Genomic DNA, 16,514 nt, shown 5'->3' with positions numbered 1-16,514 from the left:
GCTTTGCCGAAATTCCCCCATTTCCCGAGGTGACGACCCGTGAAGTTTTCGTGGAAGTCGAGAAAGCCCGCCTTCGGCCTGGCCGCCGCAACCGCCGCGGCGGTCGCGGCGACCGTCGCGCTCGTCGGCGCGGGTCCGAGCCAGGCCGCACCGGTGAGCCTGGCGATCAACTACAACTGCCCGTTCCCGCTGATCGGCGACCAGGTGCTGTCGGTGAAGATCGACACCAACCTGCCCGACAACGCCGTCGCGGGCGCTTCGTCGACGCCGATCACCTTCGACGTCGACGTCACCGTGCCGGAGACCGCCACCGAGGGCCTCGCCCTGGTCGGCGCCACTTCGCTGGACGGCTCGGCGAAGGCGGCGGCCGTGCTCAAGTACCCGGTGGACAAGACGCTGAACCTGAACCTGCCGCTGACGATCGCGTCGACGCCGGTGCCGCCGTCGGGCGCGTTCCACGTCAAGAGCAGCGGCAAGGCGCCGGCGGTGACGTTCCCCAGCCCCGGCACCGCGTCGGTGACGGTCGGGAACTTCAGCACCACGATGACCCCGCGCACCGCGGACGGCCAGCCGACCGACCTCGGCACGTTCACTTCGGACTGCGTCGCGGTCCCGGGCCAGAACCAGCAGCTGGGCACGTTCGAGATCAAGCCGGCGGGCGGCACGACCACGCCCACCACGCCGACCACACCCACCACGCCCACGACGCCGACGACGCCGACGACGGAGCCCACGACTCCCACGACGGAGCCGACGACTCCGACCACCGAGCCGACGACTCCCACCACCGCACCCACGACTCCGACGACTCCCACGACGGAACCCACGACTCCGACCACCGAGCCAACAACTCCGACGACCGAGCCGACGACCCCCACCACGGAGCCGACGACTCCGACTACCCAGCCCACCACTCCGACGACGGAGCCGACGACTCCCACCACTCAGCCCACCACCCCGACCACGGAACCGACGACTCCGACCACGGAGCCCACGACACCGACGACCCAGCCGACGACGCCGACCACCCAGCCGACGACCCCGACGACCCCGACCACCCAGCCCACGAACCCGCCGGGCGGTATCGAGGTCAAGTACTCCGTGCAGGGCAAGTCGGTCCTCAAGCAGCTGCACGCCACGCTGCCCCTCGGCCCCGGCACCTTGGACGCGAAGCTCGACGCGGCGTCCGGCAAGTTCGGTGCCCAGCTCGCGCTGCCGAAGTCGGACGTCTACTTCCGCGTGCTCGGCTTCATCCCGGCGTCCGCGACCGTGAAGCTCGACCAGGTCGGCGCGATCAACGGCACGCTCACCGCCGGTGCGGTCAAGGCGAACGCCCAAATGGACGTGCAGCTCACCAAGGTCCGCGTGTTCGGCTTCCCGATCCTGTCGTCGAAGTCGTGCCACACGGTCAAGCCCGCCGACGTGCCGCTGACCTCGGCACCGGGCTTCGACCCGCTCAAGGGCGGCAAGCTGACCGCGACCTACGACATCCCGCGGTTCACCGGCTGCGGCTTCCTGACCGGCCTGATCACCGGCATCACCTCCGGCCCCGGCAACAAGCTGGACGTGACCCTCACCAAGAAGTGAGGTCATGACGCGGAAACGCAGATCCGCGTGACAAGAATGCGAAAACCCTTGTGGCGCAACGAGAATCGTCAGTAGCTTCGAAAGGATCACCTTCGATGAGGAAGTCCGGATGCTGACTCGGTTCTCGCTGCCACTCGTGCTGGTGCTGATCGCGTTCTCGCTGGGCGCGGCGGAAGCCGCGCCCAGCGAGCCGGCGCCACCGCAAGCGGCGGCCACGCAGATCCCCTTCGGGTTCACCCTCGGGGACGCGCAGCAGCCGACCACGAGCCACGTGGCCAAGCTCGGCTCCGACATCGCCTTCCCGCCGGGCACCTTCGACGGCGCTCTGGGCGGCCTCACCAGCACCGTGCCGATCACCGGGAAGCTGGCCATCCCGCCCACCGACGGCTACTTCGTCGCGTTCCGGTTCATGGCCACCACCGGCCGGGTCGAGATCGTCCCGGACGGCGATGCCGCGGGAACGGCCACCGTGCACACCGGCAAGGACAAGGACTGCAAGGCCACCCAGACCAACATCTGCGCCGACACGGACGTGACCGCGAAGGTGTTCATCAAGCTCTCGGACGTCAAAGTGGACGGACGGCCCCTCGACGTCGGGCCGGACTGCCGGACCGCTCAGCCCGCGGCGGTCACCATCAAGGCGCTGGTCCCGATCTCGCTGCCCGCCCCGCCGGTGAAGGTGACGTCGACCTTCACCACGCCCGCGTTCGCCGGGTGCGTCGGGCACGAGGACGTCAGCCGCCTGCTCACCGGCCTGGTTTCGGGGCCGGGCAACACCTTCGTCTCGAACCTGACGCTGCGTTGCTTCAGCACCGGGTGCAAGCAGCCATGACGACTTTCCTCAGCGAAGCGCCGCAGAAGGCCGCGAACGGCCTGCGCGAGTTCGGCCGGATGTGCGCGATGGGCCTCGACGTCCTGCTCGCCATGCTCCGCCGCCCGTACCAGGTGCGGGAGTTCGTCCTGCAGTTCTGGTTCATCGCCAGCGTGTCGATCACCCCGGCGATCCTGGTGTCGATCCCGTTCGGCGCGGTCATTTCGCTGCAGCTCGGCTCGCTCACCAGCCAGATCGGCGCCCAGCAGTTCAACGGCGCGGCGAGCGTGCTGGCCGTCGTGCAGCAGGCCAGCCCGATCGTGACGACGCTGATCATCGCCGGCGCGGGCGGCAGCGCCATCTGCGCCGATCTCGGCGCGCGCAGCATCCGCGAGGAGATCGCCGCGATGGAGGTGCTCGGCGTCTCGCCGATCCACCGGCTGGTCGTGCCGCGCGTGCAGGCCGCCGTCGGGGTGTCCGTGCTACTGAACGGCCTGGTCAGCGTCGTCGGCGTGCTCGGCGGCTACTTCTTCAACGTGATCATCCAGGGCGGCACACCCGGGGCGTACCTGGCCAGTTTCAACGCCCTCGCGCAGCTGCCCGACCTCGTCGTCAGCTCGATCAAAGCCGTCATCTTCGGCTACCTCGCCGGGGTCGTCGCGGCCTACCGCGGCCTGAACCCGAAGGGCGGCCCCAAGGGCGTCGGCGACGTCGTCAACCAGTCCGTCGTCATCACGTTCCTGCTGCTGTTCTTCGTCAACACCGTGCTCACCGCGCTGTACCTGCAGCTCGTCCCCGCGAAGGGAACCTGAGTGGCCATCCTCGGCAAACCCGGCGACCGGCTGTTCGACCTCGGCGACCAGCTGCTGTTCTACGTCCGCGCGCTCGCGGCCGTCCCGCTCGCCGTGACGCGCTATTTCCGCGAAGTCGTGCGGCTGCTGGCCGAAGTGACGTTCGGCAGCGGCGCCCTCGCGGTGATCGGCGGCACGATCGGCGTGATGGTCGGGCTGTGCGTGTTCACCGGCGTCACGGTGGGCCTGCAGGGGTTCAGCGCGCTGAACCAGATCAACATCTCGGCGATGACCGGCTTCCTCACGGCGTACTTCAACACGCGGGAGATCGCGCCGCTGGTCGCCGGGCTGGCCCTCTCGTCCACTGTGGGCAGTGGGTTCACCGCGCAGCTCGGTGCGATGCGGATCTCCGAAGAGATCGACGCCCTCGAAGTGATGGCCGTGCGGAGCATGCCGTACCTGGTCACCACCCGGATCGTCGCCGGCTTCATCGCGATCATCCCGCTGTACGTCATCGGGCTGCTGATCTCCTACCTCGGCTCGCGGCTCACCACGGTCGTCTTCTTCGGACAGTCCGGCGGTACCTACGACCACTACTTCACGCTGTTCCTGCCGCCCGGCGACGTGCTGTGGTCGTTCGGCAAGGTGCTCGTCTTCAGCGTCGGCGTGATCCTGACGCACTGCTTCTACGGCTACCGCGCCAGCGGCGGGCCGGCCGGGGTCGGCGTCGCGGTGGGCCGGGCCGTGCGGACGTCGATCGTGCTGATCAGCGTGCTCGACCTGTTCCTCTCACTGGCCATCTGGGGCGCGACGACCACGGTGAAGGTGTCCGGATGAGCCGGCTCCGCACGCAGCTCGCCGGGGTCGCCTTCCTCGGCGTGCTCGTCCTGCTCGGCTGGCTCGCGGTGGCCATCTACGACAAGGACTTCGACGACGCCGAGCTGGTGACGCTGCGGGCCGACCGCGTCGGCAACCAGCTCGCGCCGACCGCCGAGGTCAAGGTGAAGGGCGTCCCGTTCGGCGAGGTCCGGGCGGTGCGCAGCACCCGCGCGGGTGCCGAGATCGACCTCGCCCTCGACCCGGCCAAGATCGGGCTGCTGCCGGGGAACGTGTCCGCGCGGCTGCTGCCGAAGACGGTGTTCGGCGAGCGGTACGTCAACCTCGTATTGCCGCCCAGTCCACAAGGGAAGCTCCGCGCCGGGGACGTCATCGCGCAGGACCGCTCCACCAACGCCATCGAGCTGGAACGCGTGCTCGGCGACCTGCTGCCGCTGCTGCGCGCGGTCCAGCCGCAGAAGCTCAACAGCTCCCTCGGCGCGATCTCCCAGGCCCTCGACCACCGCGGGAAGCCGCTGGGCGACAGCTTCGTCCAGCTGAAGGACCTCCTCGGGCAGCTGAACCCGCTGATGCCGCAGTTCAAGGCCGACGTCACCGCGCTGGCCGACGCGGCCGACGTCTACACGGGAGCCGCGCCGGACATCCTGCAGGCGCTGAGCGACCTGTCGACGACCGCGAAGACCATCGTGGACACCCGGGCCGACCTCGACAACCTCTACACGAGCGTCACCAGCGCCACCGGCCACCTGAACGAGTTCCTGCGGAAGAACAAGGACAACATCATCGGCGTCTCGGCGGCGAGCCGGCCCACGCTGGAACTGCTTTCGCGCTATTCGCCGGAGTTCCCGTGCCTGCTCGACGCGGTCAACCGGCTCAAGCCGCTGATGGAGAAGGCCCTCGGCAAGGGCACGAACGAGCCGGGCCTGCACGTGACGCTCACCGTCCAGGACCCGCGCGAGAAGTACGTCCCCGGCCGGGACACCCCGCGCTTCGACGCCACCGGCGGGCCGAAGTGCTACGGCGGCGGTGCGGCGGCCGCCGCCGATGGCGACCTGGGACCCGCGAACTCGCCGGGCGAGCGGCAGCTCGTCGCCGAGCTGCTGCGGCCGGCGCTGGGTGACGTGCCGGACTGGAGCAGTGTCCTCATCGGACCGGCGCTGCGCGGGACGGAGGTGACCGTCCGATGAGGAGCGTCGCAGGACCCGCCGTCAAGGGCCTGATCTTCTTCCTGGTCACCGCGGCCGCGACCGCCGTGCTCGCGGTCACGATCGCCAACTCGAACGTGGGGGCGACGATCGGCTACACCGCCCGGTTCACCGACGCGACCTCGGTCAACCCCGGCGACGAAGTGCGGATGGCCGGCGTCCGGATCGGCCAGGTCGACTCGGTGCGGGTCGTCGAACACCGCCTCGCCGACGTCGGGTTCTCGGTCGGGCGCACGCACCGGCTCACCGCGTCGGCTTCGGTCACCATCCGCTACCGCAACCTGGTCGGCCAGCGGTACCTCTCGGTCGACCCCGGCGCCACCGACACGTCCCCGACCCTGGCCGAAGGCGCGCAGATCCCCTTGGAAAAGACCAAACCGGCGCTCGACCTCACCGCGCTGTTCAACGGCTTCAAGCCGCTCTTCCAGGCGCTCTCGCCGAACGACGTCAACCAGCTGTCGTTCGAGATCATCCAGGTCCTGCAGGGGGAGGGCAGCACGATCGACAGCCTGCTGCGGCACACGGCGTCGCTGACCTCCACCCTCGCCGGGAAGGACGCGCTGATCGGCCAGGTGGTCGGCAACCTCAACACCGTCCTCGACACGTTGAACGCCCAGGGCGACCAGTTCGACACGCTCGTCGACACCACCGCCCAGCTGGTCACCGGCCTCGCCGCCGACGCCAAGCCGATCGGGCAGGCCATCGGCGGCCTCGGCGAGCTGACCACGGCGACCGCCGGGCTGCTCGAGCAAGGGCGTCAGCCGCTCAAGGACAGCGTCACCGCCCTCGGCGACCTGTCGAAGAACCTGGCCGACAACACCCCGGTGTTCCAGCAGTTCCTCGACAACCTGCCGAAGAAGCTCGACCGGATCGGCACGCTCTTCTCCTACGGCTCGTGGGCGAACTTCTACCTGTGCGCGGTGGAGTCCGACGCGAAACCGGCGCCGGGCGGACCGCCGCCCGGCATCCCCGTGACGGCTGCGAGGTGCCGGTGAAACCGCCCCGCATCAAGCCGTTCCGCAGCCGCGACCCGATCGCCGTCGGCGCGGTGACCGCGCTGGTCATGGCGCTGATCGGCAGCGCCACGTTCTTCTCCGACGACCTGCCGCTCCTCGGCGGCGGCACCACGTACCGGGCCGAGTTCCACGAGGCCGCCGGGCTGAAGCCGAACGACGAGGTCCGCGTCGCCGGGGTGAAGGTCGGCGAGGTCACCGACGTCCGGCTGGCCGGTGACCACGTCGAGGTGCTGTTCCGGGTCCGCGACACCTGGGTCGGCAACCGCACCACGGCGGCGATCAAGATCAAGACGCTGCTCGGGCAGAAGAACCTGGTGCTGGACCCGGTCGGCAACGGCGAGCTGAACCCCGACCAGCCGATCCCCGCCGAGCGCACGAGCTCGCCCTACGACGTCACCGCCGTCTTCAACGACCTGGCGAGCACGGTCGGGGCGATCGACACCGACCAGCTCGCGCAGGCGTTCCGCGTGCTGTCCGACACACTCGGCGCGTCCGCTCCCAGCGACGTCAAGACGGCGTTCAACGGGATCGCCGCCCTGTCGCAAACGCTGGCGTCCCGCGACGACGAGCTGGTGAAGCTGTTCCAGAACACCAACCAGGTGTCGAAGACGCTCGGGGAGCGCTCCGACCAGATCCAGGCCCTGATCCGCGACGGCAACACGCTGCTCACCGAGCTCAACGCCCGCAAGGACGCCATCGCGAAGCTGTTCACCGGCATCAAGAACCTCTCGATCCAGCTGCGCGGGCTCGTCGCGGAGAACCAGAAAACCCTGGGACCGGCGCTCGACCAGCTCGACCGCGTCGCCGGCGTGCTCCAGCGCAACCAGGGGAAGCTCGAGGACAGCCTCCGCCTGGCCGGCCCGTTCTACCGGCTGCTCGGCAACGCGGTCGGCAACGGCCGGTGGATCGACACCTACATCTGCGGGCTGATCCCCACCGGCACCACGCCGGGCAGCTGCCGGCCGCCGAAGAACGGGGGACGCTGATGGCCCACCACCTCGCCGACCTGGGTGCCCAGGCCCGTCGCCGCACGCGGTTGCGGGCTCTCACCCTCGGCGTCGTCCTCGCGCTCGTGGTCTCGGCCGCCTGGCCCCTGATCACCGCCCCGCGTGAGCGGACGCTGACTGCCTACTTCGCCGCTGCCGTGGGTATTTATCCGAACTCGGACGTTCGTGTCCTCGGCGTCGCGATCGGCTCCGTGTCCGAAGTGGAGCCGAACGGGACCGACGTCAAGGTGACCATGACGTTGCGGCCCGGCGTGCCGCTGCCCGCGGACGCCGGGGCCGTCGTCATCACCCCGAGCCTGGTCGCCGACCGGTACGTGCAGCTCACGCCCGTCTACCGAGGCGGGCCCCAGCTGGCCGACGGCGCGTCGATCCCCCGGGAGCGCACCGCGACGCCGGTCGAGGTCGACGACCTCCTGCACAGCCTCAACCAGCTGATGTCCGCGCTCGGACCGCAGGGCGCCAACAAGGACGGCGCGGTCAGCGACGTCCTGACCCGCTCGGCGGACTACCTCAACGGCACCGGGCAGACCATCGGCACGGCGATCAAGAACCTCGGCGAGTTCGCCCGCACGGCGAGCGACTCGAAGGACGACCTGTTCAATTCCGTCGACAACATCAGCAAGTTCACCGCGATGCTCGCCGCCAACGACGGCCAGGTCAAGCAGGCTATCTCGCAGATCGCCTCGCTCAGCAAGGTGCTGGCCGGCCAGCGAGACCAGTTCTCGGGCGCGCTGACCGAGCTGACCCAGGCGCTGAGCGTCGTGCAGGGGTTCATCAAGGACAACCGCGGCAAGGTCCAGTCCGATGTGGACAAGCTGGCCGACGTCACGAAGGTGCTCGTGAACCAAAAGGATTCCCTCGCCGAGGCGCTCAACGCGGCCCCGAACGCCCTGACGAACCTCTTGGGCGCCTACGACCAGGCCAACGGGACCATCGACGGCCGCGGCAACCTCCTCGAATTCGCGGAGCCGAAATGAAGTCCCTGGTCAAGCTCGCCGCGGTGGTCACCCTCGCGCTGGTCACCACCGGCTGCGGCAGCGGCGTGAGCGTCTACGACATCCCGCTGCCGGGCGGCGCCGCGCTCGGCGACCACCCGATCCACGTGACCGCGAGCTTCACGAACGTGCTGGACCTGGTGCCGCAGTCCGGGGTCAAGGTCAACGACGTTCCGGTCGGGCAGGTCGTCCGGGTCGAGCTGGCGCCCGACGGGCACAGCGCGGTCGTCGACCTGCTGCTCAACGGCGACGTCGACCTGCCGGGCAACGCCGTCGCGCGGCTGCGGCAGGCCAGCATCCTCGGCGAGAAGTTCGTCGAGCTCGCCCCGCCGGACGACGCCACGCCGTCGGGCCGGCTCCTCGACGGCGCGGCCATCCCGCTCGATCGTTCGACGCTGACGCCCGAGATCGAGGAGGTCTTCGGGGCCCTGTCGCTGCTGCTCAACGGCGGCGGCGTCGCGCAGGTCCAGAACATCAGCCACGAGCTGAACGACGCCCTCGGCGGCAAGGAAACCGCGGCGCGCTCGCTCTTGTCCGATTTGGACACCTTCGTGCGGGGCCTCGACGAGCACCGGAACGAGATCACCCGGGCCATCGAAAGCGTCAACAAGCTCGCGGCCACGCTGAACGCGCACACCGATCAGATCACCACGACGCTGAACGGCCTGACGCCCGGCATCGGCGTGCTCAACCAGCAGCGGGAAGCGCTGGTCGGGATGCTCAAGTCGCTGGACGGGCTGACTTCGGTCGCCGTCGACACGGTGAACCGCAGCAAGGACGACCTGGTCGCCGACCTGCGCGCGCTGGAACCGCTGCTGCGGCGGCTGGCCGACTCCGGCGACAAGCTGCCCAAGGCGATGGAGATGATCTTCACCTTCCCGTTCCCGGACGCCGCCCTCGACACGATCCGCGGCGACTACCTCAACGGCTTCCTCAAGGCGGGCCACTGATGCTGACCCGGTTCGTGCGCGTGCAGGTGACGATCTTCGTCGTCATCGCCGTCGTCGGGGTCGCCTACGTGGGCGCCACCTACGCCGGTCTCGACAAGGTGTTCTTCGATCGCGGCTACACCGTCACGGCGCAGTTCCCGACCGGGGGCGGCATCTTCACCAACGCCGAAGTCACCTACCGCGGGGTGCCGATCGGCCGCGTCGGCGAGCTGCGGCTGACCCCTGCCGGGATGGAAGCCGACCTCGAGATCGACTCCGGGACCGCGCCCGTCCCGGCCGACACCGAAGCCGTCGTCGCCGACCGGTCGGCCGTCGGCGAGCAGTACGTCGACCTGCGGCCGCGCACCGACGGCGGCCCGAAGCTGCACGACGGCTCGGTGATCACCCCGGCGGACACGGAGATCCCGCTGCCGGTCGACGTCGTCTTGTCGACAGTGGACTCGTTCGCGAACTCGGTGCCGAAACCCGCGCTGCGCACGGTCGTCGACGAGCTGTACAACGCGACGTCCGACGCCGGCCCGGCACTGGACCAGCTGGTCGGCCGCGGCATCGAGTTCGTGCAGGCGGCGAGCGCGCACGTCGCGCCGCTGACCCGGTTCGTCACCGACGCGCACACGGTGCTCGACACCCAGGTGCAGCAGGCCGGCGCGATCCGCGAGTTCGGTGCCAACGCGAAGCTGCTGGCTTCGACGCTGAAGCAGTCCGACGGCGACCTGCGCACCCTGATCCCGGCGGTGCCCGCGGCCGCGAACGAGGTCAGCGCGCTCATCCGCGACTCCGGCCCGAACCTGGGCGTGCTCCTGGCGAACCTGCTGACCACCGCGGACGTGCTGGAAGCTCGCCGGGACGGCCTCCGCCAGCTGTTGATCACCGCGCCGCAGGCGGTCGCCGCGGCCGGCGCGATCGTCCGGCCGGATGGCGTCCACATCGGACTGTCGCTGACCTTTTTCGACCCACCGCCGTGCACCACCGGGTACACGACGCCGTACCGCGACGGGCTCGACACGTCGGCCCGCCCGCTGAACACGGCCGCGCGCTGCGCGCTGCCGAAGGGTGACCCGACGAACGTGCGGGGCTCGCAGAACGCACCGGGAGGACGGCCGTGAGGATTTTCGCTGCGCTGGCCATGGTCTTGGCGGCCGCCGCGGCCGGGTGGTCGGGGTTCACCTGGTGGCAGGCGGCGCACGACGACGGTGTCGCGCGCGCGGTCGTCCGGGAAGAGGCCCTGCAGGCGGGCCGGGCGGCGGTCGCCGCGCTGACCACTTTGGACTACCGGCAGGCCGCGCCCGGGTATCAGCACTGGCTGGACCTTTCCGGTGGGGCGCTGCACGACGAGCTGGCGGCCGACCGGCAGGGCAGTCTCGACCGGATCGCCCAGGCGAAGACCGTCACCACCGGGAAGGTGACCGACGCCGCGGTGACCGAAGTGGACACCGGCGCGGGCACGGCGAAGCTGATCGCCGCGGTCGAGCTGGTCGTGGCCCCGGACGGCGGGGACGCCGTGACCAAGCGCAACCGGTTCCAGGCCGACCTGACGCGCGGGCCGGGCGGCTGGCGCGTCACCGGCCTCGGCCAGGTTCCCGTGGGGGAGGCACCATGACGGTTCCGACGAAGAAGCGGATCGTGAAGGTCGCGGGACGGCACCACGAGCCGGAACCCGCGCCGGAATCCGCGCCGCCGGCGCCGGTCGCCGAGCCGCGTCGCCGGTGGCCGCTGGTGTTCGCCGCCCTCGCCGTCGTGCTGGCCGGGCTCGCCGGGTGGTTCACCCTCGAAACACGGAGCACGAACGCCGTGGTCGCGCACAACAGCGCGTTGTCCGACGTCGCCGGTACCGCGGACGCCGCCAAGCAGGTCAGTGCGGCGCTGGGCACGGTTTTCTCCTACCGCTTCGACGATCCGGCCAAGAGCGAGCAAGCCGCCAAGGACGTCCTCACCGGGCCCGCGCTCGCGCAGTACGAACAGCTCTTCGGCCAGGTCCGCAAGCTGGCCGCCGAGCAGCGGCTCGTGGTCACCTCCACCGCCGTCGCGTCCGGGGTCAAGCTCCTGGACGGCGACCGCGCGGCGCTGCTGGTGTTCCTCGACCAGACCGGGACGAGAGGGGACGGGCAGCGCAGCACCGGCGCCGCCCAGCTGAGCGTCACGGCCGAGCGCGTCGCCGGGAAGTGGCGCGTCACCGGGATGTCCGCCGCCTGAGAATGCGCGAGGAACCATGACCCTTTCCGAGCTGCTGGCCTTCCGCGCCGCGGTGGCGGGCGAAGCGCCGGCCATGACCTGGTCGTGTCCGGCGGTCACCTTGACCTGGGCCGAGCTGGACCGGCGCGTCACCGCCGTCGCCGCGGCCCTGCGCCGGGTCACCGAGCCGGGGCAGCGGGCGGCGATCCTCATCGCGCCGTCACCCGGCTATATCGTCGCGTTCCTCGGCGCGCTGCGGGCCGGGCTGGTCGCGATCCCCGCCGGACCCGACCGGCGGGCGAGCGTCCTCGCCGACGCCGAGCCGTCGATCGTGCTGGCGACCGCGGCCACCGTGCCCGCGATCCGGCGGTTCCTGGCCACTTTGGACACCTGCGGGCACCGGGTGCTCGCCGTGGACGCCGTCCCGGACGCTCCGGGCTGCGCCGAAGTCCCGGTCGCGCCTGCGGACGTGGCGTACCTGCAGTACCCGGGCGGGGTCATGGTCACGCACGCGAACGTGCTGGCCAATGCCCGGCAGGCGGCCGAGGTGCTGGGCGAATCCGCGGTGGTGACCGGGCTGCCGCCGAGCGATCCGCTGGGGCTGGTGCTCGGGGTGGCGGTGCCGCTCGTCACGGGCCGCCCGGCGGTGCTGGGTGGCGACGCGTCCGCTCCCGAGGCGCTGCGGGCGTGTTACGTCGTCGCCGAGGCGACCGCTCTGGTCGCTTGTGGACAGCCGGCCGGCCAGCTGGTCGCGATCGTCGGCCGCGACGGACGGCGGGTGCCCGCGGGCGACGTCGGCGAGATCTGGGTGAGCGGGCCGAACGTCGCCCGCGGTTACTGGCAGCGGCCCGAGGAGTCCGCGCGGGTGTTCTGCGCCCTCATCACCGGCGACGACGAACCGCGGTGGTGGCTGCGGACCGGTGACCAGGGCTTCCTTAACGTCGCAGGCGAGCTGTGCGTCACCGGCCGGGGCCTCGTCGCCGGATATCGCCCGGAGGACCTCGAAGCCACGGCCGAGGAGGCGCACCCGGCGATCCGGCCGCGTGCGGCGTCGGCTTTCGCCGTCCGCGGTGATCAAGCCGTTGTGGTGCTGGAGCTGGCCGACGGGGTCGTCCCGCCGCGCGGCGAGGTCGAACGGGCGGTGCGGCACGCGGTGTCGGCGCGGCACGGGCTCACGCTGCGCAGAGTCGTCGTCCTGCGGTCGTCGGCAGGGGATGGGCTGTGGTGACCGGGCCGGCGGAGCGGGCGCTGTCGCCGGGCGTCCCGTTCGCCACCTCGTCGTTCGAGGTGACCTGGCCCGAGGTGCCGCTGCCCCCGGTGGCGCCGTCCGGGCCGGGCGCGTGGCTGCTGCTCACCGACGAGCACCCGGCGGCGCTCGGCCGGGCCGTCGCGCTGGCCCTGGCGCTGGCCGCGGCGGGGGACGACGCGCTGTCGCTGCCGCGTGACGACCTCGACGAGCTGCCCGGGTTCCTGGCCGAGCGGCCGGTGCGCGGCGTCGTCTTCCTCACCGGGTCGCCGTACGCCTACCACGATCCCGAAGCCGCGCAGGAGCTGCTGCTTTCGGTGCTGTCGGTGGTCGCCCGCCTCGGGTTCGGCGTCCGGTTCCACCTGGTCACGCAGGCGGGCGGCGAGCCGGGGCTGGCGTTCCTGCGCGGGCTGGTGCGGGTGCTCGCGGTCGAACGGCCGCAGCTGCGGGCGAGCCTGGTCGACTTCGACGCGCGGTCCGACGTCGACGTCCTGGTGCGCGAGCTGCGGTCGGACGCGCCGGACGACGAAGTGCGCTGGCGGCACGACGTCCGATATGCGGCCCGGCTGGCTCGCGTGCCGTTCGCCGTCGAGGTGGCGGCCGGGCCCGGCGCGTACGTGGTCACGGGCGGCCTCGGGCCCGCGACGGCGCGGTGGCTGGCGGGCACGGGAGCCACCCGGATCGTCCTTTGTGGACCCTCCGCGGGAGCGACCGATGCCGTGGTGATCCCCGGCGACATCGCCGAGCCCGGCGTCGCGGAGCGGCTGGTCGCCGCCGCCACGGCGGACGGCCTCCCGCTACGCGGCATCGTGCACGCGGCAGGCGTCCTCACCGACGACCCGTCGGCCGGCTGGCGGCACGGAGTCCTCGGCGCCTGCCGCCTGCACGAGGCCACCGCCGACACCCCACCGGACTGGTGGCTGCTCGGCACGTCGGCCACGGCATTGGCGGGCGCCCCCGGCGAAACGTCCCGCGCAACGGCGGACGCCTGGATCGAGGCCTTCGCCGCCTGGCGCCGCGCCCGCGGCCTCCCCGCGACGATCGTCCAGCTCGGCACCACCCGCCTCCCCGACCTCCCGCGCCCCTACTTCTCCACCCTCTGAAGGGTCGGCCCGCGTACCCAGGCGGTCGGTTTGCGTACCCAGAGGGTCGGTTGGTGTACCTGGAGCGTCGGCTCGCCATCCGACCCTCCAGGTACGCGAGCCGACTGTCCAGGTACGCGAGCCGACCGTCAGGGGAGGGTGGCGCGGAGGGCGAGGATCATCTCGAAGCGGTCGTCCGGGTTGCGGAGGTGGTCCGCGAAGAGGGTTTCGAGCTCCTGGGCGCGGGCTCGGACCGTCTGGGGGTGGATCGCGAGGCGGTCGGCGACCTCGCGGACGTTGCCGCACGTCTCCAGCCACGCGAGCAGCGTGGGGGCCAGGCGGTTGTACTGCTTCGGGGTCAACGCCGTGAGCGGGGCGAGACGGCGGCGGGACACCTCCGTCACGAGGAACGGCTCCTTGCGCAGCCACAGCGTCGCGAGGTGGTCTTCACACCACGTCAGCGGCTCGTCCGGGAGGACCTCCGCCGCCACCAGCCGCAACGCCTCCTGCGCCGTCGCCAGCGAGCGGCCCGCCTGGCGCGGCGGCACCGGCGGCCCCACCGCCGCCCGGTGGCCGGCCAGGGCCGCCGTCAGCGCGTGGCGGTCTTCGGGTGCCGGCAGCAGCAGCCGCGGGGTCCCGTCTTCGAGGTCCTCCAGCGCGTTCAGCCCGGTGACGTCGGCGGTCCCGTCGAGCGCCACCGCGACGAGCCGGTGCGGCAACGGCCACTCCGCCGCCGTCGCGGCTTCCTGCACCATCCGTGACGGCGACGGCGGGTCGGCCAGCAGCAGGTCCAGCAGCCGGCGGCGACGTCGTTCCAGCGCGCCCGCCGCCCGCGCCTGGGCCGCCGCGTGCCCCTCGATCGACAGCGCGGACAACTCGTCGATGTAGGCGAAGATCGCCTCGGCCAGCAGGCACAGCGTCGCCGACGGCACGCCGGCCCGCGTCCCCACCTCCGCCATCCGCCGCCAGGTCACCCGCGCGCCGACCCGGTACGCGGCCTGCAGGACGTCGAGGTTGCGGCCCTGCGCGAGCTCGTGCACGCCGAGCCCGACGAACACCTTGCGGCGTTCGTCCGGCACCGGCCCCGACGCGGCGATCCGGTCGATGAACTGCAGGATCGCCGCCTGGACGCCGGCCCGCAGCGCCTTGCCGAACGCCCCGTCGAGGGGCCGCGCGTAGTCCGGGATGGTCCGCTGGATCTCGCGCAGCACCTCGTCGGCGACGTCCAGCAGCCGCGGCCGGAACACCGCGGCCAGCTCGCGGGGGAGCATGGCCCACAGCTGCCCCGGCCGGCCGTCGCCGCTCAGCATCGGCCCGAAGGCCGTCTCGACGGGCGATCCCGCCATTGACCCACCTCGTCGTTGAAGGGGACTCAGGAACCGAGAAGTGCCTCCGCCCGCAGCGCGATCTCCATGTCGAGCCGGTCGTCGGCGTTGTTGAGCCGGTCGCCGAACAGATCGATGAGCTGGTGCATGCGGTACCGGACGGTCTGCGGGTGCACCTTGAGCTTCTTCGCGATTTCGGGGGCGCTGCCGCGGGACTGCAGCCAGATCAGCAACGTCTCGCCGAGCCGCGCCCGCTGCTTCGGCGTGAGGTCCTCGAACGGCTGCAGGCTGCGCGCGCACAGTTCGCGGACGAGGAACTCGTCGGCGAGCAGCCACAGCGTGGACAGGTGGTCGGTGCAGCGGGTCACCGGCGCGTCCGGCAGCACGCCGCGCTGGAGCAGCTTCAGCGTTCGACGCGCCCAGAGCAGCGAGCGCGGCGCGTCGGTGAGCCGCACGGTCGGGCCGATGACCGCGCGCCAGCCCGGCAGCCGCTCGGCGAGGTTCTTCAGGTGCCGCTCCGGGTCGCCGGTGACCAGGCACGGTTCGCTGCCCTCGAGGTCGACGAGGACGTCGGAGTGCAGGTCCGGCGCGGCCAGGCTGTGTTGATGGCCGAGACCGCGCTGGTCGGGGCGCGGTTCGAGGGCGACGACGGTGACTTCGGCCGGCAGGGGCCATTGCGCCGTGGTGGCCTGCGCGGTGATGGTCTGCGGCGCGGACGGCGGGTCGGCGAGCAGCAGCTCCAGCAGCCGTCTGCGACGGCGGGCGCGGGTGCCCGCGGCGCGCGTCTGCGCCGCCGTGTAGCCCTCGATCGAGAGCGCCGAGATCTCGTCCACGTAGGCGAAAATGGCTTCGGCGCTGGTGCACAGCGTGTCCGCGGAGACGCCGGTGGCCTGCCCGAACTCGCTGATGTGCCGCCACGCGACGCGCCCGCCGACCCGGTAGGCGGTCTGCAGGCAGTCGAGGCTGCGGCCCTCGTTGAACTCGATCTTGCCGAGGTTGCGGAACACGGTCGTCCACGTCTCGAGCGGCACGGCACCGGGCGTGCCGACACTGTCGAGGCACTGGATGATCGACTGCCGGACACCCTGCGTGATGATGTGCCCGAACGCGCCTTCCAGCGGCTGGCGGTACTCGGGCACCGCCCGCTGGACCTCCTGCAGGATGGCGCGGGCGAGCGGGTCGACCCGCGGTTTGAAGCGGACCGCCAGCTCTCGGGGCAGGGACGCCCACAGCCCGATCGCGCCGGAAGCACGTCCGGGCCGGGGATCCGCCGGGGTGCGCGGCGCGGGTGGGTAGGCGGGCCGGGCCCGGTCGGCCGACACGGACTGCTGCCGGTAGGCCGGTCCGGGAGTGCGCTCGCCGGGGTTCGGCCGTCCGCCCCGCCGGGCGGGGGCGGCGAATCCGGTGTCCACGGTGTCCAACTCGGGCATGTGTTTTATCCTTGCTGGCAACAAAATCGGCCTCGTCGGCGGGAACGCCGATCCGGTTTT

General features: G+C 71.6%; 16 protein-coding genes. 14 read left to right on the top strand and 2 right to left on the bottom strand.

Annotation, left to right across the window (positions count from 1 at the left end):
* Positions 1 to 39: 39 nt before the first annotated feature.
* From AB0M30_RS19050 to AB0M30_RS18985, 14 genes are all read left to right on the top strand, one after another.
* Positions 40 to 1,587 carry a DUF6801 domain-containing protein gene (locus AB0M30_RS19050; RefSeq protein WP_364585311.1) on the top strand — a complete coding sequence of 516 codons (1,548 nt, stop codon included), beginning with the start codon at positions 40 to 42 and terminating at the stop codon, positions 1,585 to 1,587.
* Positions 1,588 to 1,696: 109 nt separating this feature from the next.
* The gene (locus AB0M30_RS19045; RefSeq protein ID WP_364585310.1) at positions 1,697 to 2,419 is read left to right on the top strand and encodes a hypothetical protein; all 723 of its coding nucleotides are present in this window, start codon (positions 1,697 to 1,699) and stop codon (positions 2,417 to 2,419) included.
* Complete coding sequence (locus tag AB0M30_RS19040) at positions 2,416 to 3,210, top strand: ABC transporter permease (RefSeq protein ID WP_103338417.1); 795 nt, start codon at positions 2,416 to 2,418, stop codon at positions 3,208 to 3,210. The genes AB0M30_RS19045 and AB0M30_RS19040 overlap by 4 nt, the downstream gene beginning before the upstream one ends.
* Positions 3,211 to 4,026, top strand: coding sequence for an ABC transporter permease (locus tag AB0M30_RS19035; protein ID WP_013229372.1), 816 nt, complete (start codon positions 3,211 to 3,213; stop codon positions 4,024 to 4,026).
* Positions 4,023 to 5,213 (top strand): MCE family protein, encoded by a 1,191-nt coding sequence (locus AB0M30_RS19030; RefSeq protein WP_364585309.1) that lies wholly within the window; start codon positions 4,023 to 4,025, stop codon positions 5,211 to 5,213. The genes AB0M30_RS19035 and AB0M30_RS19030 overlap by 4 nt, the downstream gene beginning before the upstream one ends.
* Complete coding sequence (locus tag AB0M30_RS19025; protein ID WP_364585308.1) at positions 5,210 to 6,226, top strand: MCE family protein; 1,017 nt, start codon at positions 5,210 to 5,212, stop codon at positions 6,224 to 6,226. Before AB0M30_RS19030 ends, AB0M30_RS19025 begins: the two co-directional genes overlap by 4 nt.
* An 11-nt stretch (positions 6,227 to 6,237) precedes the next feature.
* Positions 6,238 to 7,233 carry an MCE family protein gene (locus AB0M30_RS19020; protein WP_364585353.1) on the top strand — a complete coding sequence of 332 codons (996 nt, stop codon included), beginning with the start codon at positions 6,238 to 6,240 and terminating at the stop codon, positions 7,231 to 7,233.
* Positions 7,233 to 8,231, top strand: coding sequence for an MCE family protein (locus AB0M30_RS19015; protein WP_364585307.1), 999 nt, complete (start codon positions 7,233 to 7,235; stop codon positions 8,229 to 8,231). Before AB0M30_RS19020 ends, AB0M30_RS19015 begins: the two co-directional genes overlap by 1 nt.
* Complete coding sequence (locus AB0M30_RS19010; protein WP_364585306.1) at positions 8,228 to 9,199, top strand: MCE family protein; 972 nt, start codon at positions 8,228 to 8,230, stop codon at positions 9,197 to 9,199. The genes AB0M30_RS19015 and AB0M30_RS19010 overlap by 4 nt, the downstream gene beginning before the upstream one ends.
* Positions 9,199 to 10,305, top strand: coding sequence for an MlaD family protein (locus AB0M30_RS19005; RefSeq protein ID WP_364585305.1), 1,107 nt, complete (start codon positions 9,199 to 9,201; stop codon positions 10,303 to 10,305). Before AB0M30_RS19010 ends, AB0M30_RS19005 begins: the two co-directional genes overlap by 1 nt.
* Positions 10,302 to 10,799 (top strand): hypothetical protein, encoded by a 498-nt coding sequence (locus tag AB0M30_RS19000; RefSeq protein WP_364585304.1) that lies wholly within the window; start codon positions 10,302 to 10,304, stop codon positions 10,797 to 10,799. Before AB0M30_RS19005 ends, AB0M30_RS19000 begins: the two co-directional genes overlap by 4 nt.
* Positions 10,796 to 11,392: a hypothetical protein gene (locus AB0M30_RS18995; protein ID WP_364585303.1), complete on the top strand. Its 597-nt coding sequence runs from the start codon at positions 10,796 to 10,798 to the stop codon at positions 11,390 to 11,392. Before AB0M30_RS19000 ends, AB0M30_RS18995 begins: the two co-directional genes overlap by 4 nt.
* Positions 11,393 to 11,408: 16 nt before the next feature.
* On the top strand, positions 11,409 to 12,599 hold the full coding sequence (locus tag AB0M30_RS18990; RefSeq protein WP_364585302.1) for an AMP-binding protein: 1,191 nt from the start codon (positions 11,409 to 11,411) through the stop codon (positions 12,597 to 12,599).
* Positions 12,596 to 13,720 (top strand): KR domain-containing protein, encoded by a 1,125-nt coding sequence (locus AB0M30_RS18985; RefSeq protein WP_364585301.1) that lies wholly within the window; start codon positions 12,596 to 12,598, stop codon positions 13,718 to 13,720. Before AB0M30_RS18990 ends, AB0M30_RS18985 begins: the two co-directional genes overlap by 4 nt.
* A 128-nt stretch (positions 13,721 to 13,848) precedes the next feature.
* On the opposite strand, the gene AB0M30_RS18980 is transcribed toward AB0M30_RS18985, so the two are convergent.
* The gene (locus AB0M30_RS18980) at positions 13,849 to 15,045 is read right to left on the bottom strand and encodes a helix-turn-helix domain-containing protein (RefSeq protein WP_364585300.1); all 1,197 of its coding nucleotides are present in this window, start codon (positions 15,043 to 15,045) and stop codon (positions 13,849 to 13,851) included.
* Positions 15,046 to 15,071: 26 nt separating this feature from the next.
* Entirely contained in the window at positions 15,072 to 16,454 is a 1,383-nt protein-coding gene (locus tag AB0M30_RS18975; protein WP_364585299.1) for a helix-turn-helix domain-containing protein, read from the bottom strand.
* Between the last annotated feature and the right edge of the window lie 60 nt (positions 16,455 to 16,514).

Source organism: Amycolatopsis sp. NPDC051716 (assembly GCF_040681595.1).
Classification (GTDB): domain Bacteria; phylum Actinomycetota; class Actinomycetes; order Mycobacteriales; family Pseudonocardiaceae; genus Amycolatopsis.
The sequence above is the reverse complement of the archived record's forward strand: the minus strand, read 5'-3'. Positions and strand labels throughout refer to the sequence as shown.